The sequence below is a fragment of the Aeromonas sp. 6P genome, assembly GCF_051919525.1.
In the GTDB taxonomy this organism is placed as follows: domain Bacteria; phylum Pseudomonadota; class Gammaproteobacteria; order Enterobacterales; family Aeromonadaceae; genus Aeromonas; species Aeromonas veronii.
In genome coordinates, this window is the sequence record NZ_JBQBEO010000002.1 from 4,292,125 (window position 1) to 4,309,324 (window position 17,200).

Sequence of the window (17,200 nt, forward strand, 5' to 3'; positions counted from 1 at the left end):
TTCCCTTACTGCATGTTGATCATGACGGTTTCTTGCCACTGGCGCGGCAGGGCTTTGGAGCTCTGCTCCCAGGCGGCGTGATCCTGAACCGGCTTGGCATTGGCATACTGCTCGGCTGGCAGCAGCTTGGCCTTCACATCATCCGGCAAAGTCACGTTGCTGCGGATCGGGCGAGCGTAGCCGCGGGCCAGGTTGATTTGACCGGCATCGGAGAGGATGTATTCCCGCGCCAGTTTGGCGGCGTTGGGGTTCTTGGCCCACTTGTTGATGATGGTGGTGTAACCGGCGATGACGGAGCCGTCACTCGGGATCACCACATCAAACTTCTTGGGGTCGATCTGGTCGCGGTAGTTCAATGCGTTGAAATCCCACAGCACACCGACTTCTACCTCGCCCTTCTCGATGTTGGCGATGGTGGGATCGTTCAGGGAGAGACGACCCTGTTTGGCCAGCTGACCGAACAGCTCCAGTGCAGGTTTCAGATTCTTCTCGCTGCCGCCGGTGGCATAGGCCGCCGCCAGCACACCGTTGTTGGCCTGGGAGGCTACGCCCACATCACCCAGGGTCACCTTGTAGTCGCCACCCAGCAGGGACTGCCAGCTGGTGGGGGCGGCCTTGACCAGATCCTTGTTGATCAGGAAGGCGATGGTGCCGGTATAGGCCAGCATCCAGTGACCGTCGGCGTCCTTGGCCCAGTTGGGAATATCGGCCCAGGTGGAGGGTTTGTAGGGCTGGGTGACCCCCTGCTTGACCGCAACCGGACCGAAGGCGCCGCCCACATCTCCGATATCGGCGGTGGCGTTGGCCTTCTCGGCGGCGAACTTGGCGATCTCCTGCGCCGAGCTCATGTCGGTATCCTGATGCTTGATGCCGTAGATGCTGCCCAGCTGCTGCCAGGTATCCTTCCAGTTGGCCCAGCTGTCGGGCATGCCGATGCTGTGGAGCTGGCCTTCACCGCGGGCGGCCTTTTCGAGATCCGCGATATTTTCGGCTGCATAGCTATTTGTGGCAAACAACGGTTGGCTGATGGCCACCATGGCCAGTGCACTTGCGATCACGCTTTTCATCATCCCATCCCTCTGGACTAGGTCAGTTAAGGTTCGAGAGGGATGCTAGAGGGGAATTGTGACGGTGGCGGGGCGCTTTAATGGCAGTTTGATGACAATCACCCTGTCATGGCGCTGTCATCCACAGCAGTTACAACTCTGAACCCGAGTGAGGCTGGACTATTCCAGTAAGGGATTGGCCAGCCACCCGCCTTCTGAATAAGCAACAGGGACAAGAGTGTGACCGAGCCGAGATTGAGCGAGCAGAGAGTGAACGAACAGAGCATGGCCGATGGCCGCGTCTCCTCCAAGTGCGAACAGATTTGCCAGACCCTGCGCCGCTATATCGGCAGCGGCCAATTGGGGGCCGGGCAGCAGCTGCCCGCCGAACGGGCACTGAGCGAGCGTTTCGCCACCACCCGCATCACCATCAAGGAGGCGCTCTCCAGCCTCGAAGCAGACGGCCTTATCTACCGGGCCGAGCGGCGCGGCTGGTTTGTGGCGCCACCCCGCCTCACCTACGATCCCGCCATCCACACCCACTTTCACCAGTGGATCGGCGAACAGCAGCGCACCGCCGAAACCCGGGTGCTGGCCCACGGCAGCGAGCTTGCCAGCAGCGAGCTGTGCCGCTGGATGGGGCTGGAACCCTTCACCCCACTTTATGAAATCCGCCGCCAGCGGCTGATCGACGGTCGCCCGGTGCTTCATGTCAGCCACCACCTGCTGGCGAGTCGCTTTCCCGATATCGCCAGCGCACCGCTGGCCAGCTCCCTAACCGAGCTCTATCAGCAGCGCTATGGCATAGGCCAGGGTGGGGCGAGTCTCGAGATCACCCCCTCGGCGGCGCGCGGCGCCATCGCCCGCGCCCTCAATCTGGCGGAGGGGAGCGCGGTGCTGCGGCTGGTGCGGGTCAACTACGACGAGCGAGGCGGTCTGGTGGATTGCGATATCGAGCACTGGCGGCCGGATGCCATCCGCATTTGTCTGGATACGCGAGCATTGCAGCCGCTCGCAGGCAAGCTGCAACAAACCCGGGTCGCCGATTAGACTCCAGCCAACAGAGCGGATCCCGCAGGATCCGCCGGGATCAGTTGTCGATATTGGGGATCATGTCGTCAAAGCTCTGATAGCCGCAGTCGGCCAGTTGCAGCGACATGGTGTAGGTCTTGGCGTGCTCCTGCTGGCCGATGGCGGGGCGGTTGAGCTTGATCTCCTGATGCCAGTACTCCTTCATCCGGTCGATCAGCGCCATCGCCTCTCCCTCGTTGAGGTGCAGCTGGCAGAGCGCCATATAGTTGTTCGACTTGTGCATGTTCTCCACCAGATACTCCCCCAGCACCGACATTGCCTGCCGTGCCTGCTGACGGGCGAAGCGGCTGTGCTGCTCGAAGCTGATCCGCTCGCTGATGAGGAAGTGGTAACTGTTGTCGATACCGAGCTGCAAAATGCCGAGCTTCTCCAGCTTGCGCAGATAGAGGTAGCAGGAGGCATCGGTCAGGCCGTACTCCCGCTTGAGATCGATCAGCGTCTTGTCGCGCCAGAAGATATTGGCGAGAAAGGCGTAGAGACCCGGCTCGTTGTGAAACGCCTCGTCCTGCTCCTGAGTGAAGACTGCGCGGCGGCTCTGGGCGTCCTGGGTACGATCCAGCAACTCCTCGAACGAGAGCCCCACCAGATGGCAGATCTCCAGCAGAGTATCGAACGGCAGCGAGGGCTTGTTCATCATCCGTTTCACCGTCGCGATGGAGACACCCATGGCTTCTGCCAGGGTCTGATAACGGATCCCCTTGTCGGTCAGGGTCTTCTTCAGGGTGTCGAGAATATTGTTGGCCAGGGTCTGGCTGTAGGTCATGCCACTCTTCCTTGTTATCGCACTTTCATTGCATGGTTATGCCGAGTCAGCTTCTGACCTGTTTTTACCTTCAAGGCTCAGATATTGACACCGAAAAAACAGCCTAGAGCAAAAATCGCCTGCAACGCCCATCAGGACAGACCAGTTGAACGACGAGGTCGCAAAATCTGACACCAGACAGTGCATATCTTTCAACCCGCAAACATTTTGCTAGTGCTGCATAGAACATCGCGCATAATCGAAACGTATCGAATTCAAGACCCTTCCTGGTTGAGAAATCGATTGTTTGCTTCCAAATTTTTATCTTTTAAACCGCAAGGTTTTTTCTCTTTCCTGGCATTGGGCGGCGCTGATAGCACCGCCCTTTTCTTTTCCCTGAATTCGCAGGTCAGGTCAAGGGCCCCGGCAAGGGGAAGTGTCACCGGCCACCCGCCGCCCACTGATGCGCCAGCCACCACGATCTCTCTGGCAAGGTATCCTAAACGATCATCAATACCGTGTTATTGCTATGCAATATATTTAAATGGCTTGCTTGGAAAGCTTCGCCAAATATGGAAACGAATATAATAAAGTTATTTAAAACGCCAAAAACCTATCTTTTAAATGGCTTGTATATATAAGCAAACAAAATTAATCAGACCGCACACCTCATATCTGCTTATCACACCTTATGCCCACCCCAACGAGTGCTGCCGGGAGAAATGAAAAACCACCCACAAGAGCCCATCTGCGTATCTGATGGGTAGCATGGCCCACGCCAAAACAGCCTCAAAAGACCACCAAAACCCTCAATGGGAACAATCCCAAGCCTCAAAAGAGCAAAAAACAGGCAAAAAGATAGATTTTTTTCTCACGGTTTCACCTTGTGATGCGTTCAAAAAATCATCGAAAAGAACCTGATGCCAATCAGTGACATCTGAGATGCCAATTTTTAGACAACTCATCACGGCTACGCTCGAATGAAAATTTAATGCCGATATAAATCAATCGCATAGAATTAAAACCGAACTCTCAGCCTGTCATTTTCCTCACCAGTTAATTATTTAAACCTCAATAAAGCTAAAACTCTAATAACACCATTTATTAAACAAAATGCCCCTGCTTGCAGCCAGTAATATTTAGAAGAATGGGGAAATCACTCTCTTGTTATTCAGAAATGTGCTGACTATACTGCGGCCCCTCTGTGAAAGCAGAGCAATGACGGAAATATAAAAATCTTCATGGATTGAGCAATATAAATCACACGCAGTTCACGCAACACAAGGTTATTTATCCATGAACAAGTTTAATAAAATTGCCGCTTTCTCCCTGCTTGCTCTGGCCATGAATGGCGGCGCCCATGCCGAAGGCTGGTATGCAGGTCTGGATCTGACCACCTCCAAGATGGATCTCGACGGTGACCTCCAGCGCGTTTATGACGCCAAGCTCATCGATGACCAACTCGACGGCGGCAGCCTGATCGTAGGTTACAGCTTCAAACCCTGGTTGGCCGTTGAAGGTGGCCTGCACGCCCAACAGATGGATCAGCTGACCTGGGTGACCTCCCCGATTGCAACCGGCTTTGCCGACACCACCATCGAAACCCGCAGCATCAGCCTGGCCGCCAAGCTGAGCCAGCCGCTGGCCTGGGGCTTCAGCGCCTATGCCAAACCGGGTATCGCCTACACCCGCACCGAAGTGGAAGTTGTCGGCAACGCCACCCTCCTCGGCTTCAGCGGTCAGGTAAACGAGAGCGCAACCAAGAGCAAGGTACACCCCAATCTGGAAGTAGGTCTGGACTACGCCTTCAACGACCACTTCTCTGCAGGTATCGGTTACGAGCGCCAGTTCAACGCCCTGAGCCTGGGTGACGAGCACTACTCTCTGGATACCTTCAAGCTGGGTCTGCGCTACCACTTCTAAGTCGCGCCGCGTCAGTAACAATGCAAAAGGGCCGCAGGTTTCAAACCTGCGGCCCTTTTTACTGCTCTTCTTTCCGTGCCCTGCGCGTTAGCAGATCTGGTCTTTACCCAGCTGCTTGGCCTGATAGAGCGCCCGATCGGCGCGCACCATCAGGCTCTCCTTCTGCTCATCCTGCTGATACTCCGCCAGCCCGAAGCTCATGGTAGCGGGCGCGTGGGGGCAGATGGGCTCGCTCACCATCAATGCCTGAAACTTGCTCGCCACCACCAGCGCATCCTCGCGGCCGGTGTTGGGCAACAACACCATAAACTCGTCACCGCCCCAACGGGCCAGCAGATCGATCTCGCGGATATGGCGGCGCACCAGCGCCACTATGTTGATCAGGGTCTGATCCCCGGCGTTGTGGCCATAGCTGTCGTTGATCTGCTTGAAGTTGTCCACATCCATGGCGATCACCGTAAACGGCTGATGGAAGCGGCGCGCCCGCTCGCACTCCAGCTGCAACGCCCGCTCCAGCCGATAGCGACTGGCGGCGCCGGTCAGAGCATCGGTCTCTGCCAGCAGACGGTTCTCCTCGGCTTTCTGTTGCAGCGCCTCGTTGAGTCGCACCAGCTCGGCGGTACGCTCGGCAACCTGCTGCTCCAGCGACTGATTGCGCCGCTCCAGCTGTTCCAGCAACAACTTGCTGGCGTGGATATCGCGATGGGCGCCGATCATCCGCGCCACAGACCCATCGGGATTGCGCTCAATGATGCGGCCACAATCCTCAATCCAGAGGTAACTGCCATCCCGGCAGCGGCAACGGTACTCGGCGCGATATTCGTGGGCGCTGCCGCTCAGACAGAGATCGAACTTCGCCATCACTGCCGCCAGATCGTCGGGGTGGATCACGTTCTCCCAGGTGAAGACGGTATTGCCGAGGGAGTGAGGCTCGTACCCCAGCATCCGGTACCAGCCGGGGTTGCGATAGACAAAACCGGTATTGGCATGCCAATCCCAGATGCCATCGCTGGTCACCTCCAGAATGCCATGCACCACGGCCTCGCTGACATCCGAGATCCTGATCGTGTCACTGTCCTGCACCATAGCAGTTATCCTTGTTCTTCCGCCCCGCGCCACCACGGGGAATCGTGCTGTTGTCGTGAGGCGCTACCTTGGCATATTGCAACAGAACTGTCAGCCAGAACCCCACCGCACCAACGTTTACCCGGTTATCGGCCACTCACGGCGCAGGCTGAATCAGGGTGGCCATAAGTGTGGCTCAAGCGCGCCCCATTTACCGGATTTAACTCACGATTCAGTCATTTGGGGGATGGGAATAAATGAGGGGATACCCAGAGGCCATCACAGAGGTCACTCGGCCAGAGTCAGCCGATAAAAATCCGTCTCCTGATGTTTCGGATTGGGACGCAGAAATACCCAGCCAAAGCGCCGGTAATGATTCAAGGCCCGCACATTGGTACGACTCACGGAGAGGATCGCCCATTTGCAGCCAGCCCCCAGCAACTGCTGGCGAATATAGGCCTGCAACTGCGCGGCCAGCCCGCGGCCACGATATTCAGGGAACAGATAAATCAGCTGCACATAGCCGGTCTCGGGTTCATCGGAAAAGCTGCGAAACTCCAGCTGGCCCACCCGTTGTTCACCCGCCCAGACATGCAGGTAGTGCCATTGCGCTTGCCCCAGCCTTTCGCGGATCCGCTCCCGATAGCCGTCGATAAAGTCGGCAAAACCATCATGGGTATGAAAGCTGCAAAAATAGGCATCCCTGCGTGCCTGCACACAGAGCTCGTAATCCCGATCCAGATCGATGGTGTTAAATTCAAGTTTCAAGCAATGACATCCTGTCGTGTGTTGGTTCGATGTAGGGTGTAATAAGCGCAGCGCATTACACCTTTTGGCAGATAAATAGCAGCGGTGCAATTCACTTCGTTCATTGCACCCTACCGGATTTCACAAAGCGGGCGAAATTGGCATTGTGCCAACCTGCGCCCCTCACCCTAGCCCTCTCCCAAAGGGAGAGGGGATAAAGCGGCATCGGAAATATGATCGCCAGCCACGTAGGTTCGATTAGCGAAGCGTAATCGGACAGCGGTAACGGCATTGATCCCTTCTCCCGTTTATTAAAAAGGAGGAGAAGGGTTGGGATGAGGGGGAGGAAAAAAGAGATTTCACGGTAAACGTTGGGCTTCGCTACGCTCAGCCACAACCTACACAATCGGTAGGTTGGTGCTGAGCCTGTGAAGCCCAACATACTCGATTACTCAATTACGCGATCGTCCGATTACGCTTCGCTAATCGAACCTACACATGCCTGATAAAGCAGTGGTGTGAAATATATCAAAATAAGCCCAATCTCCCTTCTCCCCTTGCGGGAGAAGGGCTGGGGATGAGGGGAGGAAAAAAGAGATTACGCGGTAAACGTTGGGCTTCGCTACGCTCAGCCAGAACCTACACAATCGTGTAGGTTGGTGCTTAGTCTGCGCAGCCAAAAGACAACGCTATAGAAACAATAATTTATATTGAACAATTATAATCTTTCGGCATTTCTACGGAAAAATCATACTCTTCTGGCTTATCAAAGCTCAATCGTTCAATTGACTGTTGAATCAAAAAATTATACATGGATTGATCTGAACATCCTTCTTTAAACGATGAAGAGAATGTAAACATGACATTCTGTTTGTTCTTCATATCAAACCATGATGTGATAAAATAATAACCTGTTATTGTATCTGTTTTGGTTGATGAACCAACTACACCAAGGGTTTTCTGTCTGTTCTCAGTACAATTTAATGTTGCACCAAACCCTGTACAATTTACCGTGGAAAAGCCACTATCTACCATGCCATAGTCTGGGCTGTTATATTGGTATGAACTCATTTCCTTACTTACATCAACAAATAAAACCAATTCAATCGGCTTTTTTATCTTATCCACCTCATTATATGAAAATACATTGACAAAACCTTTACTTTTTAGGGCGTTAGTCACTTTATTTACATAAAACTTAGTTTCTAATACATTTCCTTTTTCATATGCTGCAACTACCATAACTTTATCATGTAGAAAACTATAATCTGGATCAACTTGAGATTTATATCTCCCATCGATTTGGGTTGAACAACCTGAAAGCAAAGTAACAACTACTAAAGCAACTATTTTGTTAAGCATAACATTCTCCTTTAAATAAAAGTTTTCTATTTAAGATGATATATATCATATAACTTCCCCCAACCGCTCCGCCAATCCGGAATAACGCTCGGTCTTTTTCCGTACCGCCTGTGCCAGCAGGGCGCGATCGCCGTAGAGATCGAGTTTCGCCTTGGCGCGGGTGATGCCGGTATAGACCAGCTCGCGGGTCAGCAGCGGGCTGGGGCTGTCGGGCAGCACCAGCACGGTATGGGCAAACTCCGAACCCTGGGATTTGTGGATAGTCATGGCGTAGACCGTCTCGTGGGGCGGCAAGCGGCTGGGCAACAGGGCACGCAGGGTACCGTCCGGCTGCTCAAACCAGACCTTTAACCGGCCAGTTTCGTCGGGCAGGCAGAGCCCCATATCGCCGTTATAGAGGCCGACCCCGTGGTCGTTGCGCACCACCATCACAGGGCGACCGGCATACCAGTCGCCATCGCGGGCAATCAGGCCGGCCCGTGACAGGGCCAGTTCGAGCCGCTCGTTAAGTCCCAGCACGCCGAACGGGCCATCGCGCAGGGCGCAGAGGATCTGGAAGCTGTTGAATGCCTTGAACACGGCGGCGGGCTCCTCCCCGGCGCGGGCTGCCTTCAGATAGCTGCCATAACCGGCCACCCCCTGGGCAATCAGGGCGTCGTAAGCATCCCCCGCCCAGGGGTGCAGGCTGATATCGGCGAACCCTGCGCCCCAGACAGCTTCCACCGCCGTGGCATCGCCGCTGTTGCAGGCGCGCGCCAGCTGGCCGATGCCCGAATGCTGATCAAAGCGCCAGCTCTTGGCCAGCAAACAGAGGCTGTCACGCACCGGTGCCCCCGCGGGCGAGCCCTGCAGGCGGTAGCCGGTCTGGCGGGAGAGCCAGTCCGCCTGCGCCGGACTGATGCCCTGTTCGATAAAGCTGCAGATATCGCCGAGTACGGCCCCCGCCTCCACCGAGGCGAGCTGATCCTTGTCGCCAAGCAGGATCAGGCGGGCGTGGCTCGGCAGTGCATCGAGCAGGCGCGCCATCATCGGCAGGTCGACCATCGAGGCCTCATCCACCACCAGCAAGTCGAGGTGCAGCGGGTTGCCCGCGTGGTGGCGGAACTGGCTGCGCCCCGGAATGACCCCGAGCAGCCGGTGCAGGGTGCCCGCTTCGGTGGGGATCGCTTCGACCCACTCGGGGGGCAGATCGAGGGCCTGCAGGGCAGAGCCGATACTCTCGGTGAGGCGCGCCGCTGCCTTGCCGGTGGGGGCCACCAGCCGGATCGCCGGGGCCTTGCCTGCTTGCAGGCCGGTCTCCACCAGAATGGCGAGCAGTTTTGCCACAGTCGTGGTCTTGCCGGTGCCGGGGCCGCCGGAGATCACCGCAAAGGGGCGTGCCGCCGCGGTGGCCGCCGCCAGCTTCTGGCCGTTGCAGCAGAGCGCCTCGGGCACCAGCGCATCCAGCTTGCTCAAGTCGCTCGCCGCCTGGGCGCTGGCCAGCAGCGCTTCGATAGCGGGCCAATCCACCTCGTTCGGGAACACCAGATCCAGATACTTCTCGATAAAGTGGCGGGCCGAGAAGTCGGGGGCGAGGCGGGCCTTGAGCAGCGCCGCGAACACCAACCCATAGTCGCGGGCAAACAGCCGCGACAGGGCCGGGGCAATCTCCGGCCATTCGGCGCGCTCGCTCAAAGCGCGCAGATGACGGGCCACCCCCAGTTCAAAATCGTGGTAGCGGGTGAGATAGAGCCGCCCGTGCCACAGCCGCAGCGGCCAGCGCGGGGCAAGCCCGTCATCCTGCTCGGTACCCACCAAGGGACTCTCTGCAAACAGGGCGGGCCAGCGGGCAGGATCCGCCAGATCCCCCAGCAGCTCCCGGCTCTGCTGGGGATCCAGCCCGAACGGGCGCAAAGCTCCACTCGCCAACATCTCTAGGGGCAGACAGACATGGCCGCGCCCCAGCTCGAAGCAGGTGAGCGCCGCCCCCAGCACCAGCTCGGGGCTGCCGCCAAGGTCTGCCACCAGCCTGGCAAATTGCAGATCCAGCTGGCGGATGCGGCCAGCCAGCGCCAGTGTTTTCAACCGTTCAACCATCATTGCGCTGGTTGCGGTGCTGATCATGGTGCCGCTCATGCCTCTACCTCGTTTAATGCTTGGGATCCCGCTGCTGGCAGCTCACTGCCTTCGCGAAACAACTTATCCAGCCCCAGCACCAGTTCACGGCTCGGGCGGGTATGGAAAATGCCCCCCTGCGGCATGCCGCGCAGGAACAGATAGAAAACGCCGCCAAAGTGCTGCTCGAAGTCGTAGCCCGGCAGGCGCAGGGTGAGCAGCCGGTGCAGCGCCAGCGAGTAGAGCTGGTATTGCAGGTCGTAGCGGTGCTCGGCCATCGCCCGCTCCAGCGCCGGACGGCTGTAATCGGCGGGGCTCATGCCGAGGTGGTTCGATTTGTAGTCGAGCAGATACCAGCGCCCCTGCCACTCGAACACCAGATCGATAAAGCCCTTGAGCATCCCCTGCACGGTGGCAAAGCTGAGCGGCTTGTTGCCCCGCGACAACGGGTCGTGCTGCTGGCAGAGGGCGGTCAGCGCCGGTGCCGTCACCCGCCCCATGGGCAGGAAGAACTCCAGCTCCACCTGTTTGCGCTCGGGGGCCAGCTCCCGCAGCCGCACCGGCTCGCCAAAGCCGGTATCGAGCGGGGTATCCAGCACCGCCTCCACCTGCTGTTGCAGCACGGGAGCCCAGCTCTCGTCGAAGCCATCTTGCGCCAGCAGGGTGGCGATATGCTCTGCCAGCGGCTCGCCCGCAGCGCTCTGAAAATCGATGGTCTCGAACAGGCTGTGCAGCAGGGTGCCGGGGCGCGCCCCTTTCGGGAAGGTGAAGATGGAGGGCTGGGGTGCCTCGTCCGGTTGTTCTGCCGCCAGCGCTGCGGCTGCTTCGGTGACTACCTCGTCATCGAAGCCAGGATTGGCTAGTACGCCCTTGCTGTGGCCGTGGCCCTGCGCCGCCAGCCCGGAGTAGGAGCTGATCCACCAGTCCCGCTCAAGGGAACCGCTAAAGTGGCGCACCTGCGGCTCGCCCAACAGCTCTTCCTCTGGCGGCAGCGGGGCCGGACGGGTGAGCGAGGGCTCACCGACGGCTACCCCGGGCAGCGCCTGTGCCAGCGAACTGAGGGCGGTCGCCAGCGTCTGCGCATCCCCCTCCTCGCCCTTTTGCAGCAGGTAGCCGATGGCGGTGTGGTGCAGGTCGGTCTTCTCCGACTTGCCTGCTCCCGCCCGCACCGGCGCCAGCCCCAGCCAGGTGGCGTAGACGCCCCGGGTCAGCGCCACATAGAGCAGCCGCAAATCTTCGGCAAGGCGCTCCCTGTCCGCTTCGGCGAGCGACGAGTCGGCACCGGTCAGATCGAGAATGGTGCGATTGCCCGCCTCGTCCGCCTCGTGATAGAGCGGGGTCTCGGCGGTTCTGTGGCTGCAGATAAAGGGCAGGAACACCAGCGGGTACTCCAGCCCCTTGGATTTGTGGATGGTGACGATCTGCACCAATTTCCGCTCGGATTCGAGCCGCAGTACCTGCTCCGCATCCTGCCCGTTGGGGCGGCTCACCGCCTCCCCCAACCAACGCAGCAGGGCATATTCGCCATCCAGCTCGCTGCTCACCTGTTGCAGCAGCTCGCCAAGATGGAGGAAGTTGGTCAGCCGCCGCTCGCCGTAGGGGCTCGCCAAAAGCGAAGAGGCGAGATTGCGCCGGTGCAGCAGGGCCCGCAGCATCGCCAGCACGCCACGGCGGTGCCAGATCTTGCGGTACTCCATAAACTCCTGCACCGCGCTCTCCCACGCCCGCTCGTCGCTGGCCAGCCCATCGAGCGCCTTGGCGTCGAGATCAAACAGGCCGGTGGCGAGCGCGGCCCGCAGGCTGCGCTCCTCGCTAGGGTTCTGGCAGGCGTGCAAAATCAGCAGGATCTCCCGCGCCTCCGTCTGCTCCAGCACGCTCTCGCGGTTCGACAGGTAGACAGAGGCGATGGCGAGGCGCGCCAGCTCCTGCTGCACCAGCTTGCCCTCGGCGCCGGTGCGCACCAGCACGGCGATATCCCCGGCCTTCACCGCCTGATCACCTATCTTTGCCTTGCCCTCGCGGGCCAGGGTCAGCAGGCGGTGGATCTCGGCGGCGGTGGCGCGGGCCATCTTGCTCTGGTAATCCCCCCGATTGAAGGTCGGCTGGCCGGTCAGCTGCCAGCAGTGGAGCACAGGGGCGGTAACGCCATCGAGCTGCAGCGCCTTGCTCTTGCCCTGCGCCTCCACCGGCAGGAAGGGGATATCCGCCTCGTAGATAAAGGGATCCTTGGCCCGCTCGAACAGGCCGTTGACCGCCCCCACCAGCGCACTGCTGGAGCGCCAGTTGCGCCCGAGGGTGTAGTGGGCGCTCACATTTCGCCGCGCCTGAATGTAGGTAAAGATGTCGGCGCCGCGAAAGCCGTAGATGGCCTGCTTGGGGTCGCCGATCATCAGCAGCGCCGTGTCTGTGTGGCCGCCGTAGAGGCGATGAAAGATGCGGTACTGCTGGGGGTCGGTATCCTGAAATTCGTCGATCATCGCCACCCGGTAGGTGGCGCGAATGCGCTCGCAGAGCCGCTCGCCCAGGCTGGAACCGAGCGCCCCGTCGAGGTCTTTGAGCAGGTCATCGAACGAGAGCTGATGGGCTTGGCGCTTGCTGGCCTGCATCCGGCTGCGCACTACTTTGGCCGCCCGCTGCAGGATAAGGTCGCGAATACCGGGACGGCTCGCCAGCAGTTCATCGATTTGGCTGAACAGCGGCAGGGTCGGCACCGTGCCCCCCTTCTTGAGATTCTCCTCCAGCACCGTCTGGCCGAAGCGCTCCAGCTCCTTGGGAATGGCGTAGCCACTGCCCTCGTCCTGCGCCCAGTCGGCTATCTTGGCGAGCCACCCTTCGTAGTTCTTGCCGGTGTAGCGGCTTACTTGCCCGTCGGTCTGGCGGCGGATCTCGTCCGTCTGCGCCAGCCATTCACTCTTCACCGCCTCAATGCGGGCCATAGCTGCATGATGGCGGGCGGCGAGGGTCTCGTCCCCCAAGGCCGGGTGGATCTCCAGCTCGCAGTTGTCGAGCCAGCCGTTCATCTCCCGCAGCAGGGCGGCGGGGCTCGGCCAGAGTGCGCGCACCGCGCTGGCGAGGGGTTTGTCCACCGGATAGAACTCGGATCGCCAGTAGTCGCTCACCGCCTGCAACCTGAGCTGGCTATCGTCGGTGAGAAATTCGGTCTCGAAGAGGGCGCCCGACTCGAAGGCATTCTGCTTGAGCATCCGCTGGCAGAAGCCGTGGATGGTAAAGACCGCCGCCTCGTCCATCTGCCGCTCGGCAGCCAGCAGGCGGCGGGCCGCCAGCTCGTGATCCTCCACCTCTGCAAGCAGTTGGGCCAGCAGGGTGTCACTGCTATGGCCGCGCATAAAGGCGAGGCGCGCCTCGTGGATGCGACCGCGGATCCGCCCGCGCAGCTCGGCGGTGGCCGCTTCGGTAAAGGTCACCACCAGAATTTCGGTCACCGAGAGCGGCCGTTCATGGGCGCTCGGCTGACCGGCATCAGCCCCCTCTTCGCCACTCTCTTGTTCAATAACCGGGCCGTGGCCCAGCAGCAGGCGCAGGTAGAGACCGGCGATGGTGTAGGTCTTGCCGGTACCGGCGGAGGCTTCAATCAGTCGTTCACCATGGAGGGGAAAACGCAGGGTATTGAGCGGGTTAGCCATTATTTCAGCTCCTCCAGGGTCTTGAGCAGCGGGGTCAGGTGTTCGCGGGCCAGCGCCTGCAACTGCCCCAGCACCTCGTCATCGAGTTCGGGGAAGCAGCGGGCGACATAAGCGTCTTGCCCCTCCCCATTGATCATCCAGCCGCCGTTGAAACGGGTGAGAGCCGCCTTGTCGGCCGCCTCCGGCTTGTCGGGATCCTTCTCGATCGCCTTGAGCCAATCCCAGGCGGTGTTGGGGAAGAAGGGCAGCGGCCGCTTCATCCCCTGCGCCCAACAGGCCACCAGCGCCGCCAGTTTGGGGCGCGCCTCGTCGGCAGCGAGTACAGGCAGGCGCAGACTCTGTTTGGCATCGAACAGCAGGGTGTCGCCGGGGGCGCCGCTCAATGAGAGGCAGAGGTGCTGGATCCAGCCCAGCAGCAGATCCTTGCCGTTGAAGCTGCCGGGTTTGACCACCAGCAAACGCCCCTTCTGGGTGTCGATCCACCCTTGCAGCTGGCCCTGAGTGAGGGAGATATCGATCTCCACCGCCTGTTTTTCTGACTCATTGGCCGCAACCCATGGCCGCAGCCGATCCGCCAGCTTGCCCATCTCGGCATCCAGATCGTCCAGCAGCAGGCTGCCGAACCACCCTTGCGGCAAGAGGCCGGTGAGCTGCAAACGTTCACGACGTTCGGTACTATCCCCTTCTGCCAGATGGGCATCGAGCAGCAGATCTTTCAGCTGATAATGTTGCAGGCCATCCAGCTCGAACGGCTCGCTGTCCTCAATGTTGGCTTCGTTCAACTCAAACCACACCTTGAGGCGGCGGTTAAGGAAATATTTGGTGGGCTGGCGATAGAAGCGCAGCAGCTCCGCCAGCTCCAGCCCCTGCTCCTTGCCCCCCCCTCTGTTCCAATCTGGCGGCAAAGGCAGCTCGCCGCTCTGGAAGTTGGCCGCACCGCGCTCTGGGTTAAGGGCGGGCAGCCAGTCGGCGGCATAGGTAAAGAGGCGCGATCCCGGCTCCGGGTAGAAGTAGTTGCGACTGTAGGGGGTGAGCGGATGCGCCACCATCAGGTGGTTGAGCAGCCGCTTGCCGGAGGTTTCGTCATCGAGATCCTCATCCCCCGCCAGCACAAAGCCCTGCCGCACATAGTCGATCAGCTCCGCCAGCAGCACCGACGGCACCTTGTCGCTGTTGTCCTGCGCGCTGAAGCCCTGATAGCTGATATAGAGCCCCTGCTGAGCACTCAGCAGCGCCTCGAGGAAGAGGTAGCGGTCATCATCGCGGCGGGAGCGATCCCCACGCCGCGACGCCACCGCCATCAGATCGAACCCCATGGGGGCCAGGGTGCGCGGGTAGACGCCATCGTTCATGCCGAGCAGACAGACCTGCTTGAAGGGGATGGAGCGCATCGGCATCAGGGTACAGAAGTTGACCTGACCGGCGAGGAAGCGCTGGCTGGAGCGGGACTCCCCCAGCACGCTGCCGAGGTAATCCTGCAACAGGTCGGCGGTGATGGGCTGCTCAAAACGGGCTTCGCCAAGCCGGGTCTGCCACTCGGCCAGTTGGCTGCGAATGAGCTGGAGCTGAAGCTCTTCATCCTCGTCGGCCAGATAGAAGCGCTCCAGCAGCGCCAGCAGGCAGGCGTTCCACTCGGCCAGCGGCTGGGCCTGTTGCAGGCGGGGCAGGAATTCGGCCAACGAATCGACAAACCAGGCGAGCTTGCCGAGCGCCAGCCCCTGCTGCCCCTCGATATCGGCATAGGGCAGAATGCCCGCCACCGGCTCGCCATCCCCCATGGCAAAGCCGAGCAGCATGCGGCGCAGGCCGAACAGCCAGCTGTTGCCGGACATGGGCGGCAGATCGAAGCGGACTGGGTAACCGTCATCCAGCCCCCAGCGGATGCCGGTCTCCTGCACCCAGACCCGCAGCTGGTTGAACTCGTCGTCATCCAGCTCGAAACGACGCAGCACGGCGGGCACCTCGAGAATGGCGAGCAGCTCCCCCGCCCCGAAGCGGGCATTGGGCAGCCTGAGCAGGGCGAGGAAGCTTTGCAGCAGCGGGCTCTCCTGACTCGCCGCCCGATCCGAGACCGCAAACGGGATCTGACCGCGCGCGCCAAACACCGCCTGAATGTAGGGGCCATAGCTGTTCACATCCGGCATCATCACCACCACGTCTTTCGGGGTGAGGGTGGGATCCTGTTCGAACAGCGCCAGCAGCCGGTCGTGCAGCACCTCAAGTTCGCGCATCGGGCCGTGGCAGGCGTTGATCTGCAAGGATCCATCCGCCAGGCTGATGGGGCTCTTGTGATGGCTGCTGTCGAGATCGAACTGACCGGCGCCTCGCTCGGCCAGCTCCAGCACATCCTTCTGGATGGCGCGCAGCAGGCTGACATTGCCCTTGCCATCCACCTCGTCGATATCGACGAAGGCCTCGATTTGCGGTACCTCCAGCTCCATCAGCTGATGCAGGTAGTCGCGCCCCAGTTTGCCCATGGAGGCGAGCAGCGGGTTGGCGGGGCCCTGCAACGTCTCGATATCGGTGCCGGGTTTGAGCTTGTTCTCCAGCCGAGCCAGGGTCTTGCGATCCAGCAGATCTCCCCAGTAGTAGCGGCAGGGGTTAGTGACGAACAGGTGTACCTCCACCTCAGGCCGGCTGCCGAGGGCCAGCAGCGCCTCCACATAGCGCGGCGGCAGCGCCGAGATGCCAAACACGAACACCCGCTGCGGCAGCTTGCCCGGCAGATCAGCGGTACGCGCCAGCTCGTGGATAAACTCCTCGTAGAGGTTGGCGCGGTGGTAACCGCTCGGAGAGAGCGCCAACGTGCGTGCCACCAGCTCACGCCACAGCTCCGGCTGCCAATCCTGACCGCTCACCCCGGCCAGCTCCTGACTCAATCCTTCCCCCTCTTCCCAACGGGCGATCCAGTCCGGCCGGTAGACCAGATACTGGTCAAAGAGATCCGCCACCTTCTGGCAGAGCTGCCACAACCGCACCTGCTCGGGCGCCTGCGCAAGTTCACGGGCAGGATCCTCGCCATCCCCACCCCCCAGATAAGCGGCGAGCGGGGCAAAGGCGGGGCGATCCAGCAAGGCAGGCAGAATGGTCATCAGCTGCCAGCTCATGGAACCCTTGTTGTAGGGGCTCTGGCGCGGCACATCTGCCAGCACCCGGGTGAACATCTCCCAGATAAAGCTGGCGGGCAGCGGAAAGTCGATATTGGCGGCGATGCCGAAGGCTTTGGCCAGCTCCAGCTTGAGCCACTGGGCCATGCCCGGACTCTGCACCAGGATCTGCTCCCGATCGAAGGGGTGAGAGAGAGGGGCCTGCCGGATGCGGCTCACCAGCAGCTCTTTGAGCAGATCCAGCTGATTGGAGTGGTAGAGGGTAAACATGAGCAATTCCCGCCTGTGGATGAGAGGGGGCGAGGGAAAAGGCGAGCCATTTCCATCACTTCACAAGAGAGGGAATTGTCGGGGATCGGGGGGAAGATGCAAAAGGCT

The 17,200-nt window shown here is 60.0% G+C and carries 10 protein-coding genes; 2 read left to right on the forward strand and 8 right to left on the reverse strand.

Annotated elements, in window-relative coordinates; all coding sequences use genetic code 11:
• Nucleotides 1-5: 5 nt before the first annotated feature.
• Complete coding sequence (locus ACTG2J_RS20005) at nucleotides 6-1,067, reverse strand: ABC transporter substrate-binding protein (RefSeq protein ID WP_005355254.1); 1,062 nt, start codon at nucleotides 1,065-1,067, stop codon at nucleotides 6-8.
• Nucleotides 1,068-1,331: 264 nt separating this feature from the next.
• Here ACTG2J_RS20005 and ACTG2J_RS20010 point away from each other — a divergent pair, with 264 nt between their 5' ends.
• The gene (locus tag ACTG2J_RS20010) at nucleotides 1,332-2,096 is read left to right on the forward strand and encodes a UTRA domain-containing protein (protein ID WP_088868366.1); all 765 of its coding nucleotides are present in this window, start codon (nucleotides 1,332-1,334) and stop codon (nucleotides 2,094-2,096) included.
• Between the two features lie 40 nt (nucleotides 2,097-2,136).
• Here the strand turns inward: ACTG2J_RS20010 and ACTG2J_RS20015 are convergent, their stop codons facing one another.
• Nucleotides 2,137-2,901 (reverse strand): helix-turn-helix domain-containing protein, encoded by a 765-nt coding sequence (locus ACTG2J_RS20015; RefSeq protein ID WP_005336490.1) that lies wholly within the window; start codon nucleotides 2,899-2,901, stop codon nucleotides 2,137-2,139.
• 1,275 nt (nucleotides 2,902-4,176) lie between these two features.
• On the opposite strand from ACTG2J_RS20015, the gene ACTG2J_RS20020 reads away from it, so the two are divergent.
• Nucleotides 4,177-4,803: a porin family protein gene (locus tag ACTG2J_RS20020; RefSeq protein WP_323927820.1), complete on the forward strand. Its 627-nt coding sequence runs from the start codon at nucleotides 4,177-4,179 to the stop codon at nucleotides 4,801-4,803.
• An 87-nt stretch (nucleotides 4,804-4,890) separates the two neighbouring features.
• On the opposite strand, the gene ACTG2J_RS20025 is transcribed toward ACTG2J_RS20020, so the two are convergent.
• The 6 genes from ACTG2J_RS20025 to recC form a co-directional block, all read right to left on the reverse strand.
• Nucleotides 4,891-5,889 carry a sensor domain-containing diguanylate cyclase gene (locus ACTG2J_RS20025; protein WP_257686490.1) on the reverse strand — a complete coding sequence of 333 codons (999 nt, stop codon included), beginning with the start codon at nucleotides 5,887-5,889 and terminating at the stop codon, nucleotides 4,891-4,893.
• A 267-nt stretch (nucleotides 5,890-6,156) separates the two neighbouring features.
• The gene (locus tag ACTG2J_RS20030; RefSeq protein WP_429077561.1) at nucleotides 6,157-6,636 is read right to left on the reverse strand and encodes a GNAT family N-acetyltransferase; all 480 of its coding nucleotides are present in this window, start codon (nucleotides 6,634-6,636) and stop codon (nucleotides 6,157-6,159) included.
• Nucleotides 6,637-7,320: 684 nt separating this feature from the next.
• Nucleotides 7,321-7,977, reverse strand: a complete 657-nt coding sequence (locus tag ACTG2J_RS20035; protein WP_439989191.1) for a hypothetical protein — start codon at nucleotides 7,975-7,977, stop codon at nucleotides 7,321-7,323.
• A gap of 45 nt (nucleotides 7,978-8,022) precedes the next feature.
• Nucleotides 8,023-10,092, reverse strand: coding sequence for an exodeoxyribonuclease V subunit alpha (gene recD, locus ACTG2J_RS20040; RefSeq protein ID WP_439997837.1), 2,070 nt, complete (start codon nucleotides 10,090-10,092; stop codon nucleotides 8,023-8,025).
• Nucleotides 10,089-13,715 (reverse strand): exodeoxyribonuclease V subunit beta, encoded by a 3,627-nt coding sequence (gene recB / locus ACTG2J_RS20045; protein WP_439997838.1) that lies wholly within the window; start codon nucleotides 13,713-13,715, stop codon nucleotides 10,089-10,091. The genes recD and recB overlap by 4 nt, the downstream gene beginning before the upstream one ends.
• Complete coding sequence (gene recC / locus ACTG2J_RS20050) at nucleotides 13,715-17,092, reverse strand: exodeoxyribonuclease V subunit gamma (protein WP_439997839.1); 3,378 nt, start codon at nucleotides 17,090-17,092, stop codon at nucleotides 13,715-13,717. Before recC ends, recB begins: the two co-directional genes overlap by 1 nt.
• Nucleotides 17,093-17,200: the final 108 nt, after the last annotated feature.